This is a genomic window from Clavibacter davisi (assembly GCF_052751415.1).
On sequence record NZ_CP199882.1, the window covers coordinates 1,274,805 to 1,294,012 of the forward strand.

Genomic DNA, 19,208 nt, shown 5'->3' on the forward strand with positions numbered 1-19,208 from the left:
TTACGCAAGTCTGGCAGGTTCGATCATGCCCGTATAGGCCCCCGATACTGGGGCTCAAGCGTGGTCGGTTGGCGTTGATTTGAACGTTGTCCTGCTGGCGCGTTCGGTGGTCTATCGGCTGCAGGAGGGCCCGAGTCCGTACTACGAATAGAGGTAAGAATCAGGCGCTTTGGGTGATGGCGACCGAGCCCCTGGCGTGCCTCATGTCTCGATCCGCGTCTGCTCCTGCGCACTCCCGGTTGAGCGCGAGGTGCAGGGTGGCGTGATCGTTACGTTCGCACCGGGTGCTGGCCATTATCTGCGTCATGTCCTGAGCGCGCGCCCGATCGCGATGCCCGCGCGTAAGCGGCGGCAGCCTCGCGGATGATGCGTGACTTGTTCCGGTGTCCACGGCGCTCCGCGAGCGCTTCCACCTCGGCGTCGAGCGCTGCAGTCGCGCGTACGCGCCAGAGGGGCCCGGATGTCGGCGGTGCGTCGACGCGCGGCCGCCCAAGTGCGATCTCCGCGTCGTCGTCGAGCGTGTCGGCGCCGGTCGCGGCCATGAGGTCCCCTGCGCCGGCATCCGGGTCGTCGACGTGCGTGCGCTCGGTCCCAGGAACGGGGGCCAGCTCCCCGCGCTCCGCAGCGCGCCGGATCGGCCACCCGTCCTCGATGATCAACCGAGCAAGACGAAGCCTGCCCGCGGGAGTGAAGGGGGCGTTAGCGTGAGTCACGAAGACCTCCGGTGACGACGGTGAGTGTGGTAACCCACATCTCGTCCCGGAGGTCTTCGCTATCCGCCCCCGCGTTCACGACCTCCCGAGGAAGTACAGCTAGCCGTCGGGTGCCGCGGAGCGGTCGCTAGGCGCGGCCCGCCATCCACGCCTCGACCTCGTCGGCCGTGCGCGGGATCCCGGCGGACAGGTTCTCGGCGCCGTCGCGCGTCACGAGGATGTCGTCCTCGATGCGCACGCCGATGCCGCGGAACCGCTCGGGCACCGTGAGGTCATCCGGCTGGAAGTAGAGGCCCGGCTCGATGGTGAAGACCATCCCCGCCTCCACGAGACCGTCGATGTACATGTCGCGACGGGCCTGCGCGCAGTCGTGCACGTCGAGGCCGAGGTGATGGCTCGTGCCGTGCACCATGTACCGGCGGTGGTGCTGGTTGTCCGCCTCGAGGGCCTCCTCCGCGGTGACGGGCAGCATGCCCCAGTCAGCGACCTTCCGCGCGATGACCTGCATCGCCGCCGCGTGCACCTCGCGGAAGCGGATGCCGGGGCGCACGATGGCGAGCGCCGCGTCGGCCGCCTCGCGCACGGCCTCGTAGACCTCGCGCTGCACGTCGGTGAAGGTGCCGGAGACGGGGAGCGTGCGCGTGATGTCGGCCGTGTAGTAGCTCTCGAGCTCCACGCCGGCGTCGACGAGGATCAGGTCGCCGGGGACGACGCGGCCGTCGTTGCGGGTCCAGTGCAGGATGCAGGCGTGCGGGCCGGACGCCGCGATGGTGTCGTAGCCGACCGCGTTGCCGTCGGCCCGTGCGCGCGCGTTGAAGACGCCCTCGACGACGCGCTCGCCGCGCGGGTGGGCGAGGACGGCCGGCATGTCGGCGATGACGTCGGAGAAGCCGCGCCCGGTCGCGTCGACGGCGCCGCGCAGCTGGCGGATCTCGTAGGCGTCCTTGACGAGGCGGAGCTCGGAGGCGTCGCGGGCGAGGAGCGCGTCACCGTCGAGGTCGGCGTCGGGGTCTCCGTCGGCGTCGGTCCCGATGCGCGCCGCGTCGACGCGGGCGGCGATCACGGCGTCGGCCTCGCGGATCACGCGGACGGCGCCCGCCGCGGCGATCGCGTCGTCGACGTCGGCCAGGGGCGCGGTGGAGAGGCCGAGGTCGGCGGCCACCTGGCGGAGCGACGGGCGCGGGCCGATCCAGAACTCGCCGATCTCCGCGTTGGCGTAGAACTCGTCGCTGTCGCGCCCGGCGCGCTCGCGGAAGTACAGGGTCGCCTCGTGCGCGGAGCCGTCGGCCGCAGATCCGGCAGCCACGGGCTCGAGCACCAGCACGGCGCCGGGCTCGCTGTCGGCCCCCCAGCCGGTGAGGTGGGCGAAGGCGGAGTGGGCGCGGAAGGGGTAGTCGGTGTCGTTGCTGCGCTGCTTCAGGCGGCCGGCCGGGATCACGAGGCGCGTGCCCACGTGGAGCGCGGAGAGCCGGCGGCGGCGGTCCGCGGCGAAGGGCGCCTGCTCGCGCGCGGGCGGGTCGACCTCCTCGCGGTCGGCCCAGTTCGTGGAGACGAAGTCGCTGAACGCGGTGCTGGCGGGCGTCGTGCTGCGGTTCGAGGTGGCGCGCGGGACGGGGGCCGCTCCCGATCCCGCGACCGGTGCGCCGGTGGCCGGCCCGCCCGCGGGCGCGGTGACGGCGGGCGCCGGGGTCTCGGTCGTGGCGAGCGGCGCGGCCGGATCGGCGACGATGTCGTCTGGGGTGGTCTCGGACGCGGTGTCGGTGTTCTCGGCCATCCGTCGATCATCCCACCTGCTCCGCGCGTCGGCGCGGCGGGGGCAGCGCGTCGGGCGTGCACCGGGCGACGCCCGGGTCAGCGCAGCGGCGTCAGCTGGGCGACGATCGGCCGGTGGTCGCTGCCGGCGCCGTCGCGGTCCTCGACGACGCGGAAGCCCGTGACCTCCCATCCGGGCGTGGCCATGATGTGGTCGATGGGCGTGCCGAGGAGCGCCGGGACGCCGGTCGGCCAGGTGCCGACGGCCGCGTTGCCGGACGCGCGCGCCGCGTCGACGCACTGCCCGAGGTCGGTGACCTGGTCGCGCTCGGTGGGTGTGCCGCCGTAGCGGCTCATGTGGTCGAGGGTCGCGTTGAAGTCGCCCGCGATGATCACGTTGCCCTCGTCGCAGCGCTGCCCGAGCCAGGCGAGGTCGGCGCGCCAGTTGTCCATCTGCTCGGGGATGGGGGAGACGGGGTGGACGGCCATGATGACGGGCCCGTTCCCGTCGACGGGCTCCATGATGACGGTGGGCAGGACGCTCGTGGTGCCGCGCGACTCGTCGAGCCGGTAGTCGCCGTACGCCGCGCTGATGAGGATCGTGGTGGAGCGCGCCGCGGCCACGTCGTCGAAGGCGACGGTGCGGACCCACATGGGCCGACCCGCAGCGCGCATCATGACGGCGATCTCCGCGCCGGTCTCCTCGCGCGTCTCGGGCAGCGTGATCACGTCGGCCGCGGACTCGATGGCGAGGTCGGCGACCGCGCGCGGACCCGTCGCGCCGCCGAGCGTGTTCCAGGAGAGGACGGTGACGTCGGCGTCCTGCGGATCCGCGAACGCCGTGTCGCCCGCGCCGCGCGTCGCGAGGACGGCGGCGTTGGCGCCGATGAAGACCGCGAGCAGCAGCGCGAGGCTGCCGAGGAGGCGTCGGGCCGGCCGGATCGCCAGGCAGAGGAGGAGGGTCAGGGCGAGCACCGCGGCGGACGCGGCGACGAGCGCGCCGCGGATGGCGACGGCGTGGGCGACGAGGTAGCTCTGCTCGAGGCCGAGGAGCTGGGGCCACGTGATGACGAGGAGGCCGGCGGCCGTGACGAGGATGACTGCTGCTCCGACGACCCGACCCATGACCCGCTCCACACTATGGCGGCTCTCTGGGAGAGCGCCGCCGTCGGCACCGCACGGCCGGGAGGTGCTCGGGGCGGCGGATAGGATCGCAGGATGCCGGACGAGCAGCCGGGTCCCATCGACCTGCACACGCACAGCTCCGTGTCCGACGGCACCGAGACGCCCGCCGAGCTCGTCGCGCAGGCCGCGCGGCAGGGCCTCTCGGCCGTGGCGCTCACCGATCACGACTCGACCGCGGGCTGGGCCGAGGCGTCCGCCGCCGCCGTCGCGCACGGGATCACGCTCGTGCCCGGCATGGAGATGAGCACGCAGCTCGAGTACGCGAGCGTGCACGTGCTCGCCTACCTCTTCGACCCCGAGGACGCCGACCTGGCCGCGATGACCGCGCGGGTCCGCAGCGAGCGCATGACGCGCGCCGAGGCCATGGTCGGCCGCATCGCCCGGGACTACGCCCTCACCTGGGAGGACGTGCTCGCGCAGACCACGCCCGGCAGCACCATCGGCCGCCCGCACATCGCCGACGCGCTCGTCGCCCGCGGCCACGTCGCCACGCGCACGGCCGCCTTCGAGAGCATCCTGCACTGGCAGGGCGGCTACTACCGGCCGCACTACGCGCCCGATCCGATCCTCGGCGTCGAGCTGATCACCGCGGCCGGCGGCCTCGCGGTGCTCGCGCACCCCGGCGCCCGCGGCCCCGAGCGCGTGCTGTCGGACTCGCGCATGACGGCGCTCGTCGCCGCCGGCCTCTTCGGCCTCGAGGTGCGACATCGCGACAACCCGCCCGCGTCGCGCGTGCGCCTCACCGCGCTGGCGGAGCGGTTCGGCCTGGAGGTCACGGGGTCCAGCGACTACCACGGCGCGGGGAAGCCCAACCGCCTCGCCGAGAACTCCACGGAACCGGCCGTGCTCGCGCGCATCGTCGAGCGCGCGACGGGGTGGGCGCCGGTCGTGCCCGTCCCCGCGGCCTGACCCGCACCCGTCCGCGGGTACGACGAGAGGGGCCGCATCCGGTGGATGCGGCCCCTCTCGCGGTGCGGTGCGGTGCGGTGCGGTGCGGTGCGGTGCGGCTAGGCCGTCGCGGTCGGGCGGTCGCCGCCCGAGCGACGGCGGCGGTTCCGCGAGCGCGGGCGCGTCTCGCCGTCGGGACGCGGCGCGTCGTGGCCGCCGGCCGTGTCGGGCTGCTCGCTGCCGATGACCGCGGTGGCCTCGGCGGGGGTCGACGCCGCGGAGGAGCCGCTGCGCGAGCGCGAGCGCCCGCCCGAGCGGTCGCCCTCGCGTCCGCCGGAGCGGTCGCCGCCCCGTCCGCCGTCACGGCCCCCGTCGCGTCCGCCGGAGCGGCCGCCGTCGGAGCCGCGGCTGCCGGGACGCTCGCGCGGCGTGCCGTCGGGGTTCACCGTGGGCGTCGCGCGGAGGCGGCCCTTCGATCCCGCCGGGATGTCGAGGTCGGTGAACAGGTGAGGCGACGAGGAGTACGTCTCGGTCGGCTCCGGCTGGCCGAACTCGAGGGCGCGGTTGATGAGCGCCCACTTGTGCAGGTCGTCCCAGTCGACGAACGTGACCGCGATGCCGGTCTTGCCCGCGCGGCCCGTGCGCCCGACGCGGTGCAGGTACGCCTTGTCGTCCTCGGGGATGGTGTGGTTGATCACGTGGGTGACGTCGAGCACGTCGATGCCGCGCGCGGCGACGTCGGTGGCGATGAGGATGTCCTTCTTGCCCGCCTTGAACGCGGCCATGGCCCGCTCGCGCTGCTCCTGGTTGAGGTCGCCGTGCACGGCCGCGGCGTTGAAGCCGCGGTCGTTGAGCTCCTCGACGAGGCGGGCGGCGGCGCGCTTGGTGCGCGTGAAGATGACGGTCTTGCCGCGGCCCTCGGCCTGCAGGATGCGGCCGATGACCTCGTCCTTGTCCATGTTGTGCGCGCGGTAGACGAGGTGGCGGATGTTCGCCTGCGTGAGGCCCTCGTCCGGGTCGGTCGCGCGGATGTGGATCGGCTTCGTCATGAAGCGGCGGGCGAGCGCGACGATCGGGCCCGGCATGGTGGCCGAGAACAGCATCGTGTGGCGCACGGCCGGGGTCTGCGCGAAGAGCCTCTCGATGTCGGACAGGAAGCCGAGGTCGAGCATCTTGTCGGCCTCGTCGAGCACCATCTCGCGCACGCCCTGGAGCGACAGCAGGCGCTGGCCCACGAGGTCGAGCAGGCGGCCGGGCGTGCCGACGACGATCTGCGCGCCGGCCTTGAGCTGCTCGATCTGGCCCTCGTACGCCTTGCCGCCGTAGATGGAGACGACGGTGGTGGCGCGGTTCGCGGTGGCGAGCTGGAGGTCCTCGGTGACCTGCACGGCGAGCTCGCGGGTGGGCACGACCACGAGGGCCTGCACGCCGGGCTCGGGGGTGAGCCCGAGCCGCTGGATGAGCGGGAGGCCGAAGCCGAAGGTCTTGCCGGTGCCCGTCTTGGCCTGGCCGATGATGTCCTGGCCGGCCAGCGCCAGGGGGATGGTCTGCTCCTGGATGGGGAAGGGTTCGAGGATCCCGTGGTCGGCGAGCGCCTGGACCATGTCCTCGTCGATGTTCAGTTCGGTGAAAGTCACGTTGTGCCCTGTCTAGCGGTGCGGTCCACGCCCGGTCTGCTTCTCTGCGGGCGCGATGGGGCCCTTCCGTTGAGGGACCACGGGCGAGTTTAGCGGGCGGGGGCCCGGACGCCGCCTCCCGCTCCCTTTACACTGGCCACGTGCTCAAGATGTTCGGACGCCGGTCGACGACGATCGAGGCGCCCCGGGTCAGGTCCCGCGGCGAGTCGAAGCGCCGCGCCGCCGCGCCGACCGTGAGCGTCGACGACTTCTCGCCCGACACCCTCCGCTTCCTCGGCGCCGCCGCGTACCTGCAGCTCACCGTCTTCGAGACGCTGTCGCGGGCCGTGACCGAGGCGCCCGACCTCGCCGGCAAGGAGGCCGTCTCCACGGCCGCCGGCATCGCGCTCGGGAAGCACCAGGCGCTCGCCGCGGAGATCAAGCGGCTGGGCGGCGAGCCGAGCGTCGTGATGGAGCCCCACCGCGCGGCCTTCGACCGGTTCACGGCCGTCGTCGCGGGCGCCGACTGGTTCGAGAGCCTCATCTCCGCCTACATCACCACCGGGCTGCTCGACGACTTCTTCGTGCGCCTCGCCTCCGCCCTCCCGTCCGACCAGCGGCAGCGCGTCGTCGTGCTGCTCTCCTCGGGCATCGGGCAGCAGGGCCTCGTCGACGCGGTGCGTGCGGGGATCCGGCGGGACCCGCGGCTCGCATCGCGGCTCGCGATGTGGGGCCGCCGGCTCGTGGGGGACACGCTGCTCGTGGCGGGCACGGCGATGCGGGCGTCCCTCGCGGATCCGGCCGACGCGCGCGTGCACCTCGAGCCCGTGTTCGCGGGCATCATCACGGCGCACACGCGGCGCATGGACGCGCTCGGGCTCACCGCCTGACGCGCCGCGGTCCTCGACGACCGCCCCCGATGCGACGACGCCCGGCCCCTCGGGGACCGGGCGTCGCGGCGTGCGAGGCGCGGGTCAGCCGCCGATGGCGGCCAGGGCGCGCGCGTCCGCGGCGGACCGGCGCCGCCCCAGGAAGAGGTCGACGCCCGCGGCGACCAGGGCCGAGACGCCGAGCGTCGCGATCCAGATCACGCCCTGGTCCCAGCGCAGGCCCGCCCAGGTGAGCGCGACCCACGCGACCATCGCGGCGATCGTGCCCACGGCGGGCACCAGCAGCGCGCCGTGCGTGCCGCGGTGGGGGAGCGCGTAGCGCGCGACGAGGCCGATGAGGGCGCCGAACAGCGCGACGAAGAGGAGCTCCACGGTCGAGGGCGGGCTAGCGGACGAAGCCGATGCGCGGGGCGTCCGCGCTGCCGAGCTCGACGTAGGCGAGGTGGGCGGTGACCGCGAGGTGCGTCGCGCCCTTGTCGTCGGTGAAGGAGAGGAAGGGCGCGGAGTCGCGGACGGCCGCGGCGACGGTCTCCTGGACCTCCTCGGGCGTCTGCTTGGTGCTGAAGGAGAGCTCGCGGGCGGTGTTGACGAGGCCGATACGGATTTCCACGGGAGGTGCCTTTCGATGCGTCGGATGCGACGGTGCTCCCTCAGGTTAGGGCACCCGCCCGAGCGGCCCCGCGGCGTTCACTGAGGGCGGACGGGGTGCGCCGGTCGGCCGGTCGGGAGGCCGCCGGCCCGGGATCCGCCGACGTCGGGGGCCGCCGGTAGCGTGGGCGCGTGACCATCCGGGGATTCCGCCAGCCGCCCATCGCCTCCGCCCCGGGCGGCGCGGCGCCCGCCGTCGAGCTGGACCCGTCGCAGCGCGCGGTCGTGGGGCTGCCCGTCGGCGTGAGCGCCGCCGTGCTGGGCGCCCCGGGGTCGGGCCGCACCACCACGCTGCGGGAGCTCGTCGCCCACCGCATCCTCGTCCACGGGCTCGACCCGTCCGAGGTCCTCGTGCTCGCGCCGTCGCGCGCGGCCGCCACGCGCCTCCGCGACGAGCTCGCGCTGCGCGTCGGCGTGCCCACGCTCGGCCCGCTCGCCCGCACCGCCACGTCGGTGGCCTTCGAGGTGCTCGCCCGGCGCGCCGCCGAGACGGCGACCGCGCCGCCGCGGCTGCTCACGGGCGCCGAGCAGGACCAGATCATCGCCGACCTCCTCGCCGGGCACGAGGAGACGGGCACCGGGCCCGCGTGGCCGGATCCGCTCGGGGTCGAGGTGCGTCGGCTGCGCGCCTTCCGCACCGAGCTCCGCGAGCTGCTCATGCGCGCGACCGAGGAGCGCGTGCGCCCCGACGCGCTCGCCGATCTCGGGCGCGCGCACGGCGTGCCCGAGTGGATCGCGGCGGCCGAGTTCGCCCGCGAGTACGAGGACGTCGTCGACTCCTTCCGCGGCGACCACCTCGACAGCGCGGAGCTGCTCGCCGAGGCGGTCCTCCTCGTGGCGCGCGGGGAGGCCCTCACGGGCATCCGACTGGTCGTCGCCGACGACCTGCACGAGGCGACGGCCGCCACGCTCTCCCTCCTCCAGGCGCTCGCGGCGCGCGGAGCCGACGTGGTGGCGTTCGGCGACCCGGACGTCGCGGCCGCCACCTTCCGCGGCGCCGAGGCCGCGGCGCTCGGCCGGCTGTCCACCGTGCTCGGGCTCCCGGAGCTCGTCACCCTCGTGCTCGACCGGGTGCACCGGCAGCCGCCCGCGCTCCGGGCGCTCACCTCGGCCGTCACGGCGCGCATCGGCGCGGCAGGGGCAGGGCGGCAGCGGCAGGCGGGATCCGCGCCGGGCCTCGTCGACGACGCCGACCCGATCCAGGTCATCGAGGCGCCCACGCGCGCCATCGAGCTGGCCCGCCTCGCCCGACGCCTCCGCGAGGAGCACCTGCTCGGCGGCGTGCCGTGGGCGCGCATGGTCGTGCTGGTGCGCTCCGGATCCCTCGTGCCGCAGGTCGCCCGCAGCCTCGCCACGGCCGAGGTGCCCACACGCACGGCCGTCGCGGGGCGCGCGCTCCGCGACGACCTCGCGGCGCTCGCCCTCATCCGCGCGGTCGACGTGGTGCTCGGGCGCGTGCCGCTCGCGCCCGACATCGCGGCGGAGCTCGCCACGGGTCCCCTCGGCGGCCTCGACGGCGTGGCCCTCCGCCGCCTCCGCCTCGCTATGCGCCAGGAGGAGCTCGCGGGCGACGGGCACCGGTCGAGCGACGAGCTGCTGGTGGAGGCGCTCGCCGCGCCCGGTCGGCTCGAGACGCTCGACCTCCCGCCCGCGCGCCGGCTGGCCCGGCTGGCCCGCACGCTGCAGGGCGCACGCGAGCTCGCCGCCGCGGACGGCACGATCGAGGAACTGCTCTGGCACCTGTGGGAGGGCTCGCGGCTCGCGGGGCCGTGGTTCGAGCAGGCGCTGCAGACGGGCATCGTCGCGGACCAGGCGAACCGCGACCTCGACGGCGTCGTCGCGCTCTTCACGGCCGCGCGGCGCTTCGTCGAGCGGAACCCCGGCCGACCCGCGTCCGACTTCGTCGAGGAGCTGCTCGGCGCCGAGGTGCCCGAGGACACGCTCTCGCCGCAGCCGCTCGCCGACACGGTGCTCGTCGCCACGCCGTCCGCGGTCGTCGGCGCCGGCTACGAGGTCGTCGCCGTCGCCGCGCTCCAGGAGGGGGTCTGGCCGAACCTGCGGCTCCGCGGATCGCTGCTGCACCCGCAGCGCCTCTCCGCCGTCGCGCGCGGGCTCGACCGCGTCGACGTCGACGAGCGCGCCGAGGTCCTCTCCGACGAGCTGCGGATGCTCGCGCTCGCCGTCTCCCGCGCGTCCCGCGTCGTGGTGCTCAGCGCCACCGCGAACGACGAGGAGGCGCCGTCGCCGTTCCTCCGCCTCGTGCCGCCCGCGCCCGGTCTCGCCGAGGCGGAGGCGGGTGCCGAGGCGGGTCGGGTGGCGAAGGACGCGCCGGCCGCGCTGCGGATCCGGCCCGACCACCCGCTCTCGCTCCGCGGGCTGGTCGGCGCGCTGCGGCGGGAGCTCGCGGTCGTGCACCGCGACGCCGTGCTGTTGGAGGACGGCCGCGTCGTCTCCGGCGACCGCACCGCCCGACGGCCCGCCGACGCCACGCGCGAGCGCGGCCGCGCCGCCGCCTCGGCCCTGGCCCGTCTCGCCGCGGAGGGCGTCACGGGCGCGGATCCGGCCGAGTGGTACGGCCTGCGGGAGCCCTCCACCACCGAGCCCGTCGTCGACCTGACCGACCCGGAGGCCCGCGTGCCCGTCTCGCCTTCGCGGCTCGAGGCGTTCGAGCGCTCGCCGCTGAACTGGTTCATCGACCAGGCGTCCGGCGGTTCCACGAGCACCGCCATGGGCATCGGCACCATCGTGCACGCCGTCATGGAGGAGGCGAGCCTCGATCCGGACGCCGACCTCCGCCCGCCCGCGCTCGAGGCCCGGCTCGACGAGCGCTGGGGCGAGCTGCCCTTCGAATCGCCCTGGGTGGGCGAGCGCGAGCGGCGTCAGGCCGGCGAGCTCATCGCCGGCGTCAGCGGATACCTCCGCGACTTCGCGGGCGCCGGCGGGCGGATGCTCGCCGCCGAGGGCTCCTTCGAGCTCGAGGTGGGCGTCGCGCGGCTGCGCGGCATGATCGACCGGATCGAGCTGACGCAGGAGGGCCGCGTGGTCATCGTCGACCTCAAGACGGGGAGGCACTTCCCCACGCGTGCGGAGATCCCCGCGCACGCGCAGCTCGGCTCGTACCAGCTCGCGTTCGTCGAGGGCGCGCTCGAGCAGGTCCCCGCGGACGCGACGGCCGGCGGCGCGAAGCTGCTCTACGTCTCGGGCGGCGCGCGCGGCCTGCCGTACCGCGAGCTGCCGCAGGAGCCGCTCACCCGCGAGGAGCTCGACGGGTTCCGGGCGCGCATCGCCGACGCGGCGACCGGCATGGCGGGGGCGACCTTCGAGGGCACGCCGGACCTGGGGGAGCGGGATCCGGGGTCGGCCCGGCGCTACCGCATCCACCTCGTGCGGGCGGTGTCGGCGTGAGCGGCGTCGGCTCGACCGGCGGCGCGGCGGCGGCGGACAACGTGCCGATCAGCGCCCGCCGCATCGCGGAGACGCTCGGCCTGCCGAGCCCCACGGAGCAGCAGCGGCGCGTCATCGAGTCGCCGCTGGAGCCCGGCCTCGTGGTCGCGGGCGCGGGCAGCGGCAAGACCGAGACGATGGCGAGCCGCGTCGTCTGGCTCCTCGCCAACGGGCATGTGGGCGTCGAGGAGATCCTCGGCCTCACCTTCACGCGCAAGGCCGCGGGCGAGCTCGGCGTGCGGATCCGCGCCCGCATCGAGCAGCTGCAGCAGGCCGGCCTCGCCGCCGTCCCCGCTGACGCGTTCGCGACGCCCACCGTGCAGACCTACAACGCCTTCGCGAACGGCATCTTCCGCGACAGCGCGACGCTCATCGGCCGCGAGGCGGAGTCCGTCGTGCTCACGGAGGCGTCCGCGTGGCAGCTCGCGCGCCGGCTCGTCGTGGAGAGCACCGACCCCCGGCTGCTCGAGCTCGGCCGGGGCGTGGATCCCATCACGCAGGCCGTCATCTCCCTCAGCCGCGCGATGAGCGAGAACGTCGCCGACCCGGCCGAGGTCGTGCGACTCGCCGGGGCGTTCACCCGGCTCGAGGAGCTGCCCTTCGGATCCGCGCGCATCAGGAAGGCGCCCGCGGCCGAGGCCGTCGCCGCCGTCGGCGCCCTGCCGCCGCTCGTCGACCTCGCCGTGCGGTTCCAGGAGGAGAAGACCCGGCGCGGGCTCGTGGAGTACAGCGACCAGGTCGCGTTCGCGCTCGCCATCTGCGAGCGGGTGCCGCAGGTGGTGGCCGAGCACCGGAAGCGGTTCCGCGTCGTGCTGCTCGACGAGTACCAGGACACCTCGGTGGTGCAGACCCGGCTGCTCTCCACCCTCTTCGGCGGCACGCCCGTCATGGCCGTGGGGGATCCGCACCAGTCCATCTACGGCTGGCGCGGCGCGAGCGCGGCGAACCTCGCGCGCTTCGGCGCCGACTTCGCGCCCGAGGGCGCCTCCGCCGCCGACGTGCCCGTCTACGCCCTCTCCACCAGCTGGCGGAACCCGGCGTCGGTGCTCGGGGCCGCCAACCGCATCGTCGAGCCGCTCACCGCGGCGTCGCGCATCCCCGTCGCGCGCCTCGAGCCGCGGCCGGATGCGGGCGACGGCCGGCTCGACGTGGCGTACGAGGAGACCGTCGCCGACGAGGCCGCGAGCGTCGCCGCGTGGTTCGCCGACCGGCTGCGGCAGCCCGGATCCGGCGACCGCCCTCGTTCCGCCGCCCTCCTCTGCCGCTCGCTCAAGACCATCGAGCCGTTCACGACGGCGCTCGCCGACTGCGGCGTGCCGTTCCGCGTGCTCGGGCTCGGCGGCCTGCTCGACCAGCCCGCCGTGGTGGATCTCGTGTGCGTCCTCCGCGTGCTGCACGATCCCACCGCCGGCAGCGAGCTGGTGCGCCTCCTCACGGGTGCGCGCTGGCGCGTCGGCACGAAGGACGTGCACGCCCTGTCCCGCGTCGCGTCCTGGCTCATGTCCCGGGATCCCGCGCAGAAGGAGCTCGCCGCCGAGGTGCGGGCGGGCCTCCGCGCCTCCGTCGTGCCGGACGAGGTGGGCTCCGTCGTCGACGCGCTCGACTTCGTCGTCGGCGCGCCCGAGGGCCACCGCGCGCTCGAGGGCTTCAGCGCCGAGGGCCTCGCCCGGCTGCGCGCCGCCGGCCGCCAGCTGCAGGTGCTCCGCTCGCGCGTGGGGCTCGACCTGGTCGACCTCGTCACGGTCGTGCAGCAGGAGCTGCTGCTCGACATCGAGGTCGCGGCCAACGAGACGGATCCGCTCGGCCGCGCCAGCCTCGAGGCCTTCACCGAGCAGGTGGCCGGCTACCTCCAGGGCGACACCGCGGGCACGCTCGGCCCGTTCCTCGCCTGGCTCGCCGAGGCGGAGCGGCGCGACAACCTCGCGCCGCGCACGGAGGAGCCGGAGCCCGGCACCGTGCAGATCCTCACCATCCACGGCTCGAAGGGCCTCGAGTGGGACGTGGTGGCCGTGCCGCGCATGGTCGACGGCGAGCTGCCCGGCACGCTGCGGGAGAAGAAGGGCTGGGTCGCGTTCGGCGCCCTGCCGTTCGAGTTCCGCGGCGACTCCGCCGAGCTGCCGTCGCTCGCCTGGCGCGGCGTGGAGACGCAGAAGGAGTTCGCGGAGGCCATGGAGGCATTCGGCGAGGAGCTCGAGGAGCGGAACGCCGCCGAGCAGCGGCGCCTCGCCTACGTCGCCGTCACGCGCACCCGGTCCGACCTGCTGCTCTCGGGCTCGTTCTGGTCCACGCAGCAGAAGCCGCGGGGGCCGGGGGCGTTCCTCCGCGAGATCCAGGAGGTGGGCCTCATCGCGCCCGACGCGCTGCCCGACGCGCCCGAGCTGGAGGAGAACCCGCTCGAGCCCGGATCCGCCCGCGTCGCCTGGCCGCTCCCGCCGCTCGGCCCGCGAGAGGCCCGGGTGCGCGCGGCCGCCGAGGGCGTGACCGTCTCGGATCCGCACGCCGAGAGCGTCTGGACCCGCGACATCGACCTGCTCCTCGCCGAGCGCGACGCCCGCGCGCGCGACGCCGAGCTCGTCGACCTGCCCACGCGCATCCCGGCGTCGCGCTTCAAGGACTTCGTGAGCGACCCGGCGGGCGTCGCCGCGCGCCTGCGCCGCCCCATGCCGGAGCGGCCCTACCGCCAGACGCGGCTCGGCACGCTGTTCCACGGCTGGGTCGAGGCGCGCTACGGGCCCGCGGGCACGGCCGACGTCATCGACGCGTCCGGCGTCGAGCTCGACCAGGATCCGACCGAGCCGCCCGTGGAGCAGGAGGACCTCGACCGGCTGCGCGCCACCTTCGAGGCGAGCGAGTGGGCCAGCCGGAAGCCCGAGGAGGTCGAGGTCGAGATCCACATGGAGCTCGCCGGGCAGGTCGTCATCTGCAAGATCGACGCGGTGTTCCTCATCGACGGCCGCTACCGCGTCGTCGACTGGAAGACGGGCCGCACCCCGAAGGACGCGGCCGACCTCGAGCTCAAGCAGCTCCAGCTCGCGCTCTACCGCCTCGCGTTCGCGAAGTGGCGGGGCATCGATCCGGAGCTCATCGACGCGGAGTTCTACTTCGTCGCCGAGGGCCGCTCGCTGAAGCCGGAGCGCATCTACTCCGAGGAGGACCTCGTGGCGCTCTGGTCGGGCGCGCGCACGCCGGACGCGTCGCGCGCGGCGTCCGGGGAGACGGTGGGCTGAGGCCGGGAGTCGAGCATCTCCTCGACCTGGTCGACGTCCATCACGGGCAGCGTCTCGTGGGCGATGCGCTGGCCCTCGTCGGCGCGCACGGTGTCGACGAGCGCGCTGAGCATGTTCACGGCGTCGTCGATGATGCCCTGGTTGCGCGTGTCGGCGCCGTGCAGCAGCCAGCGGGCGATCTCGAGCTCGGCGTACAGGAGCGCGCGCTGCTTGAGCTGGCGGTCGACCGTCACGTGGTGCGCCTGGTTGTAGGCGCGGAAGACGCTCTCGGCGACGTGCTCGGCGCGGGCGCCCAGCACCCAGTGCAGGTCGTGCGCGGGGTCGGCCACGCGGAGCTCGGACCAGCCGATCATGCCGGTCACGTCGTCGCCGTCGACGAGGAACGACGAGGCCTGCACGGCGCCGTTCACGACCGCCGGCTGGAACTGCCAGAGCGACGCGTCGTCGAGCGCTTCCTCCCAGCGGGAGAGCAGCAGGCTCGGCACGAGCGCGGTCGCGGCGGCCCGGTCGATGAGCGCCGCGGTCTGGCTGTGGATCTCGGCGGCCGAGAGCACGGGCAGGCCCGCGTCCGCGACGAACCCGGTCGGCAGGCTGTGCACGGCGGAGACGGCGGCGCCGATGGAGCGGGCGAGGCCCTCGCCCGCGGGGATCTCGTCGAGCGAGATGACCCGGCCGGGGACGTGCTCGTAGACGAAGCCGCGGGTCGGCTTGACGGGCGCCTGGCCCAGGAACTCGGGCACGCGGAACGGCAGGCGGGAGCGGATCCCGGTGCTGAGCGCCCGCAGCGCGACGAGGTCGGCGGACTGCTCGGACTCGGACGCCTGCGTCGTGGGGACGCGCACGAGGAGCTCGCGGCCGTCCCTCGTGGTGAGGAGCGCGGAGTCGAAGTCGCCCGCGCCGCCGGCCGTGAAGGGGGTGCTGCGGACCACGTCGAGCCCCGCGACGGCCGAGGTCGCCAACGCGGCTAGAGTGAGGTGGGATCTGGCCATGCCCTACAGGTTAGGTCGCTGGGAGCCCTCCGTCTCACCGCGCCACGCGCTTCCGGCCCCACCCGCGCACCGTCGGCGGGGCCTCGGCACCGCCGTCCCGCCCCTCGGCCCGTCCGCCCTCGAAGTCGATTGGTCACCCGTGCTCGACAGCTTCCTCTCCCGTCTGCCCCTGTCCCGCGAGGGCGTCGACCGCGACGGCCTGAACCGCGACTCGCCCGCCCTCTTCGACGAGCTGTGGGCGGATCCGGCCACGCGCGTCCTCCCGATGCACGGCCACCGCGCGCTCGGCTCCGTGGCCGACGACCGCGCGGCGCTGGAGCTCCTGCCGGTCGACCGCGTCACCGCGGCCACCGTGCGCATCTACCTCGGCCGCACGACCGTCGCGCACGAGGGCGAGCCGGCGGGCACGCCCGTCGTCGCGGCCGTCCTCACCGACGCGGCCGCCGCGGAGCTCCAGCCCGCCGAGGACCGCTGGATCGAGCTGCGCGCCACCGCCGTCCAGCTCGACGACCGCGACGCCGCCCTCTTCACCGAGGCCCTCGCCACCGCGAACTGGCACGCCTCCCACGCGTTCTCGCCGAGGACGGGGGAGCCGACCGTCGTCGAGCAGGGCGGTTGGGTGCGCCGCGCGCCCTCCGACGGCTCGCAGGTGTTCCCGCGCACCGACGCCGCCGTGATCATGGGGGTCGTCGACCGGGACGACCGCCTGCTCCTCGGCGCCAACGCCATGTGGGGCGGCGACCGATACTCGCTGCTCGCGGGCTTCGTCGAGCCGGGGGAGTCGTTCGAGGCGGCCGTGAAGCGCGAGGTGCTCGAGGAGTCCGGCGTCACAGTGGAGGACCCGCGCTACCTCGGCAGCCAGCCGTGGCCGTTCCCCGCGTCGGTGATGGTCGGCTTCCTCGCGCGGGTCTCCGCGACGAGCGGGCCCGCGACCCCGGACGGCACCGAGATCATCGACCTGCGCTGGTTCAGCCGCGAGGAGCTGCGGGGCGCGCTCGACGAGATCGCGCTGCCCGGCCCGTCGTCCATCGCGCGCGCCATCATCGAGGAGTGGTACGGCGGCCCCCTCGACGACGGCGAGCGGGAGTGGTGACCGGCCGATCGTGACCGACCAGCTCGTCCCCGGGACGCCCGGCCGCGACCCGTACGGATCCGGCCCCTCCGGCGTCCTCCCGGCGCCCGTCGCCCTCGGCCCCGTGCCCGAGGCCGTCGACGAGCCCGCGGAGGACGTCCCCACCGCCGAGTCCCTGCTCGAGGCGCTCGACGACCAGCAGCGGCTCGCCGCCGAGGCGCTCCTCGGGCCGGTCGTCGTGCTCGCGGGCGCCGGCACGGGCAAGACGCGCGCCATCACGCACCGCATCGCGTACGGGATCCAGGCCGGCGTCTACCCGCCCAACCGGGTGATGGCGCTCACCTTCACGTCGCGCGCCGCCGCCGAGCTGCGCGGCCGCCTGCGCGAGCTCGGCGCGGGGCCCGTCGCCGCCCGCACCTTCCACGCCGCGGCGCTCAAGCAGCTCAACTTCTTCTGGCCGCAGGTCGTGGGCGGCACCATGCCCCGCCTCATCGAGAGCAAGGGCCGGATGCTCGGCCACGCCGCCGAGTCCCTCCGGCTCCGCCTCGACACGGCCGCCCTCCGCGACATGGCGGCCGAGGTCGAGTGGCGGAAGGTCTCCATGATCTCCGTCGAGGAGTACGGCCTCGCCGCGCGCACCACGCGCACCCTGCCGCCGCAGCTCGACGCCGACCAGGCCGTGGCGCTCCTGCAGGCGTACGAGGACATCAAGGACCAGCGCCGCCAGCTCGACTTCGAGGACGTGCTGCTCGCCACCGCGGGCATGATCGAGGCGGAGCCGTGGGTCGCGCAGCAGGTGCGCGAGCAGTACCGCTTCTTCGTGGTCGACGAGTACCAGGACGTCTCGCCGCTCCAGCAGACGATCCTCGACCTCTGGATGGGCGACCGCCGCGACCTCTGCGTGGTCGGCGACGCGAGCCAGACCATCTACTCCTTCGCGGGCGCGAAGAGCGCCTACCTCCTCGACTTCGCGTCGCGCTTCCCCGAGGCCACCGTCGTGCGGCTCGAGCGGAACTACCGGTCGACCTCGGGCATCACCGAGGCCGCGAACCGGCTGATGCGCGGCCGGCCGGGCGCGCTCACGCTCGTCTCGGCGGACGCGGATCCCGACGGCGACGGCACGGGCGCGGCGCGGGCGAAGGGGCGGGGAGCGGCCTCCGTGCCCGGCCGCGGCGAGGGCTTCCGCGCGCCCCAGGTGAGCGCGTTCCCGTCCGACGGCGCGGAGGCACGCGCGATCGCGGGCGCCATCGCGCAGCAGATCGCCTCGGGGATCCCGCCCGAGCACATCGCCGTGCTCTACCGCATGAACGGCCAGTCGGCGGTGCTCGAGCAGGCGCTCGGCGACGCGGGCGTCAGCTACCAGGTGCGCGGATCCCAGCGCTTCTTCGACCGCCCGGAGATCAAGCAGGCGCTCCTCGCGCTGCGCGGCGCGTCCGTGTCCATCTCCGGCGAGCCCCTGTTCAAGTCCGTGAGCGACGTGCTGCGCGGCCTCGGCTGGAGCCAGCAGCCGCCCGAGCAGCAGGGCGCCGTGCGCGACCGCTGGGAGTCGCTCGACGCGATCATGGGCCTCGCCGAGCGGATGCCCCCGGGCAGCACCTTCCGCGCGTTCACCGACGAGCTGCTCGAACGCCAGGCCGGCCAGCACGAGCCGACCGTCTCCGCCGTGACGCTGGCGACGCTGCACTCCGCCAAGGGCCTCGAGTGGGAGCACGTCTACCTGATGGGGCTCAGCGAGGGGCTCGTGCCCATCAGCTACGCCCAGACGCTCGAGGCGGTCGACGAGGAGCGGCGCCTGCTCTACGTGGGGATCACGCGCGCGCGATCCGGTCTGCGGCTGTCGTGGAGCCGGAGCGGACCGCAGCGATCGGGGCAGCGGGAGCCGTCGCGGTTCCTGGCAGAGCTCGACACCCGCATCGCGGGTGGGGGCGCGAAGCGCGGCGGCTGACCCGCCCGGTCCGCACGTCGAGAAGCGCCTGGTGCCCGGCGAGCGGGTTCTCGCCCGTGGCGAGCAGGCGGTGCGCCGGCCGCGCGGCGAGGGCCGCGACCTCGCCCGCGACGAGCCCGTCCTCGGATCCGCTGTCGCGCCCGAGCAGCTGCGTCGCGAGGGCGGGCCACGCCGGATCCGCGTCGCGGCGGTGCAGGTCGAGGCAGTAGCAGCAGACCGTGCGTCCCGGTTGCACCAGCGGGCCGACGGCCGCTGTCCGGTCGCCGAGCACGACCGGCAGGTGCGGCACGTCGGCGCGCGCCCACCGCCCGTAGGCGGCCGGCGCGATCGCGAAGTGGGCGACGATCACGGCGAGGTCGGGCGGGTCCTCCACGGCCGCCGGCCCGGCCGCCGGCCCGGCCGCGGCCCGGACGTCGTGGCCCGCTCGGGCGAGGGCGTCGGCGATCCGGTCGGCCGTGGGGCCCGCGCCGACGACCGCGACCCGTCCCGTCGGCGTCGCCGGTCGGCCGTCATCGCCCGGCGGGAGCAGCGCGGGCCGCACCAGGTCGAGCAGCTGCGTGACCTGCGCGGGGCCGGCGCCCTCGGTCGCCGCGATCATGTCGAGCCCGCCGCGGCTCACGCCGGTGCGGAGCGCGTGGAGCAGGCGCTCATCGAGGCGGGAGACGGCCGAGAGCACCACGGGCGGGCGGTCGACGCCGAGCTGGAGGGAGTCCGGCGTGCGCCAGACGAGGGGGAGGCGGGGATCGAGTCGGATGGCCATGGGCGCGGAGAGTGCCCGACGCGCCGACGGCGCGCCGGCCGCGTCCACAGGCGCGACCGGTGCCGGCTCCGGGCGGCCG

General features: G+C 75.1%; 13 protein-coding genes and 2 pseudogenes. 6 read left to right on the forward strand and 9 right to left on the reverse strand.

Going from position 1 to position 19,208, the window contains the following annotated elements:
* Positions 1 to 269: 269 nt before the first annotated feature.
* The 4 genes and pseudogenes from ACU4ZT_RS06110 to ACU4ZT_RS06125 all read right to left on the reverse strand — a co-directional run bounded on the left by ACU4ZT_RS06110 (position 270) and on the right by ACU4ZT_RS06125 (position 3,590).
* Positions 270 to 542: a ribbon-helix-helix protein, CopG family gene (locus tag ACU4ZT_RS06110; protein WP_445338628.1), complete on the reverse strand. Its 273-nt coding sequence runs from the start codon at positions 540 to 542 to the stop codon at positions 270 to 272.
* Positions 543 to 602: 60 nt separating this feature from the next.
* Positions 603 to 713: pseudogene (locus ACU4ZT_RS06115) on the reverse strand (IS481 family transposase); the annotation flags it as partial.
* Positions 714 to 840: 127 nt separating this feature from the next.
* Entirely contained in the window at positions 841 to 2,487 is a 1,647-nt protein-coding gene (locus tag ACU4ZT_RS06120; RefSeq protein WP_445338362.1) for an aminopeptidase P family protein, read from the reverse strand.
* A 77-nt stretch (positions 2,488 to 2,564) separates the two neighbouring features.
* Positions 2,565 to 3,590, reverse strand: a complete 1,026-nt coding sequence (locus tag ACU4ZT_RS06125) for an endonuclease/exonuclease/phosphatase family protein (protein WP_414763211.1) — start codon at positions 3,588 to 3,590, stop codon at positions 2,565 to 2,567.
* Between the two features lie 93 nt (positions 3,591 to 3,683).
* On the opposite strand from ACU4ZT_RS06125, the gene ACU4ZT_RS06130 reads away from it, so the two are divergent.
* A complete protein-coding gene (locus tag ACU4ZT_RS06130) occupies positions 3,684 to 4,559 on the forward strand; it encodes a PHP domain-containing protein (RefSeq protein ID WP_270979323.1) in 876 nt (291 codons plus the stop codon).
* Between the two features lie 98 nt (positions 4,560 to 4,657).
* Here the strand turns inward: ACU4ZT_RS06130 and ACU4ZT_RS06135 are convergent, their stop codons facing one another.
* Positions 4,658 to 6,175 (reverse strand): DEAD/DEAH box helicase, encoded by a 1,518-nt coding sequence (locus ACU4ZT_RS06135; RefSeq protein ID WP_063072921.1) that lies wholly within the window; start codon positions 6,173 to 6,175, stop codon positions 4,658 to 4,660.
* Positions 6,176 to 6,324: 149 nt separating this feature from the next.
* Here ACU4ZT_RS06135 and ACU4ZT_RS06140 point away from each other — a divergent pair, with 149 nt between their 5' ends.
* Entirely contained in the window at positions 6,325 to 7,044 is a 720-nt protein-coding gene (locus tag ACU4ZT_RS06140) for a ferritin-like fold-containing protein (protein ID WP_254654609.1), read from the forward strand.
* An 84-nt stretch (positions 7,045 to 7,128) separates the two neighbouring features.
* On the opposite strand, the gene ACU4ZT_RS06145 is transcribed toward ACU4ZT_RS06140, so the two are convergent.
* The gene (locus ACU4ZT_RS06145; protein WP_063072923.1) at positions 7,129 to 7,416 is read right to left on the reverse strand and encodes a hypothetical protein; all 288 of its coding nucleotides are present in this window, start codon (positions 7,414 to 7,416) and stop codon (positions 7,129 to 7,131) included.
* Positions 7,417 to 7,429: 13 nt separating this feature from the next.
* A complete protein-coding gene (locus ACU4ZT_RS06150) occupies positions 7,430 to 7,654 on the reverse strand; it encodes a DUF3107 domain-containing protein (protein WP_063072924.1) in 225 nt (74 codons plus the stop codon).
* A gap of 170 nt (positions 7,655 to 7,824) precedes the next feature.
* Here ACU4ZT_RS06150 and ACU4ZT_RS06155 point away from each other — a divergent pair, with 170 nt between their 5' ends.
* Positions 7,825 to 11,097: an ATP-dependent helicase gene (locus ACU4ZT_RS06155; protein WP_270979326.1), complete on the forward strand. Its 3,273-nt coding sequence runs from the start codon at positions 7,825 to 7,827 to the stop codon at positions 11,095 to 11,097.
* Complete coding sequence (locus ACU4ZT_RS06160) at positions 11,094 to 14,363, forward strand: ATP-dependent helicase (protein ID WP_445338365.1); 3,270 nt, start codon at positions 11,094 to 11,096, stop codon at positions 14,361 to 14,363. Before ACU4ZT_RS06155 ends, ACU4ZT_RS06160 begins: the two co-directional genes overlap by 4 nt.
* Here ACU4ZT_RS06160 and ACU4ZT_RS06165 read toward each other — a convergent pair.
* Entirely contained in the window at positions 14,276 to 15,352 is a 1,077-nt protein-coding gene (locus tag ACU4ZT_RS06165; protein WP_445338367.1) for a phosphotransferase, read from the reverse strand. The genes ACU4ZT_RS06160 and ACU4ZT_RS06165 overlap by 88 nt on opposite strands.
* 139 nt (positions 15,353 to 15,491) lie before the next feature.
* On the opposite strand from ACU4ZT_RS06165, the gene nudC reads away from it, so the two are divergent.
* Both nudC and ACU4ZT_RS06175 read left to right on the forward strand, forming a co-directional pair.
* Positions 15,492 to 16,445 carry an NAD(+) diphosphatase gene (gene nudC / locus ACU4ZT_RS06170; protein WP_270979329.1) on the forward strand — a complete coding sequence of 318 codons (954 nt, stop codon included), beginning with the start codon at positions 15,492 to 15,494 and terminating at the stop codon, positions 16,443 to 16,445.
* 10 nt (positions 16,446 to 16,455) lie between these two features.
* A complete protein-coding gene (locus tag ACU4ZT_RS06175; RefSeq protein WP_445338368.1) occupies positions 16,456 to 18,369 on the forward strand; it encodes an ATP-dependent helicase in 1,914 nt (637 codons plus the stop codon).
* Here the strand turns inward: ACU4ZT_RS06175 and ACU4ZT_RS06180 are convergent.
* Positions 18,332 to 19,129 (reverse strand): annotated as a pseudogene (locus ACU4ZT_RS06180) (TOMM precursor leader peptide-binding protein); the annotation flags it as partial. The gene ACU4ZT_RS06175 and the pseudogene ACU4ZT_RS06180 sit on opposite strands and share 38 nt — an antisense overlap.
* Positions 19,130 to 19,208: the final 79 nt, after the last annotated feature.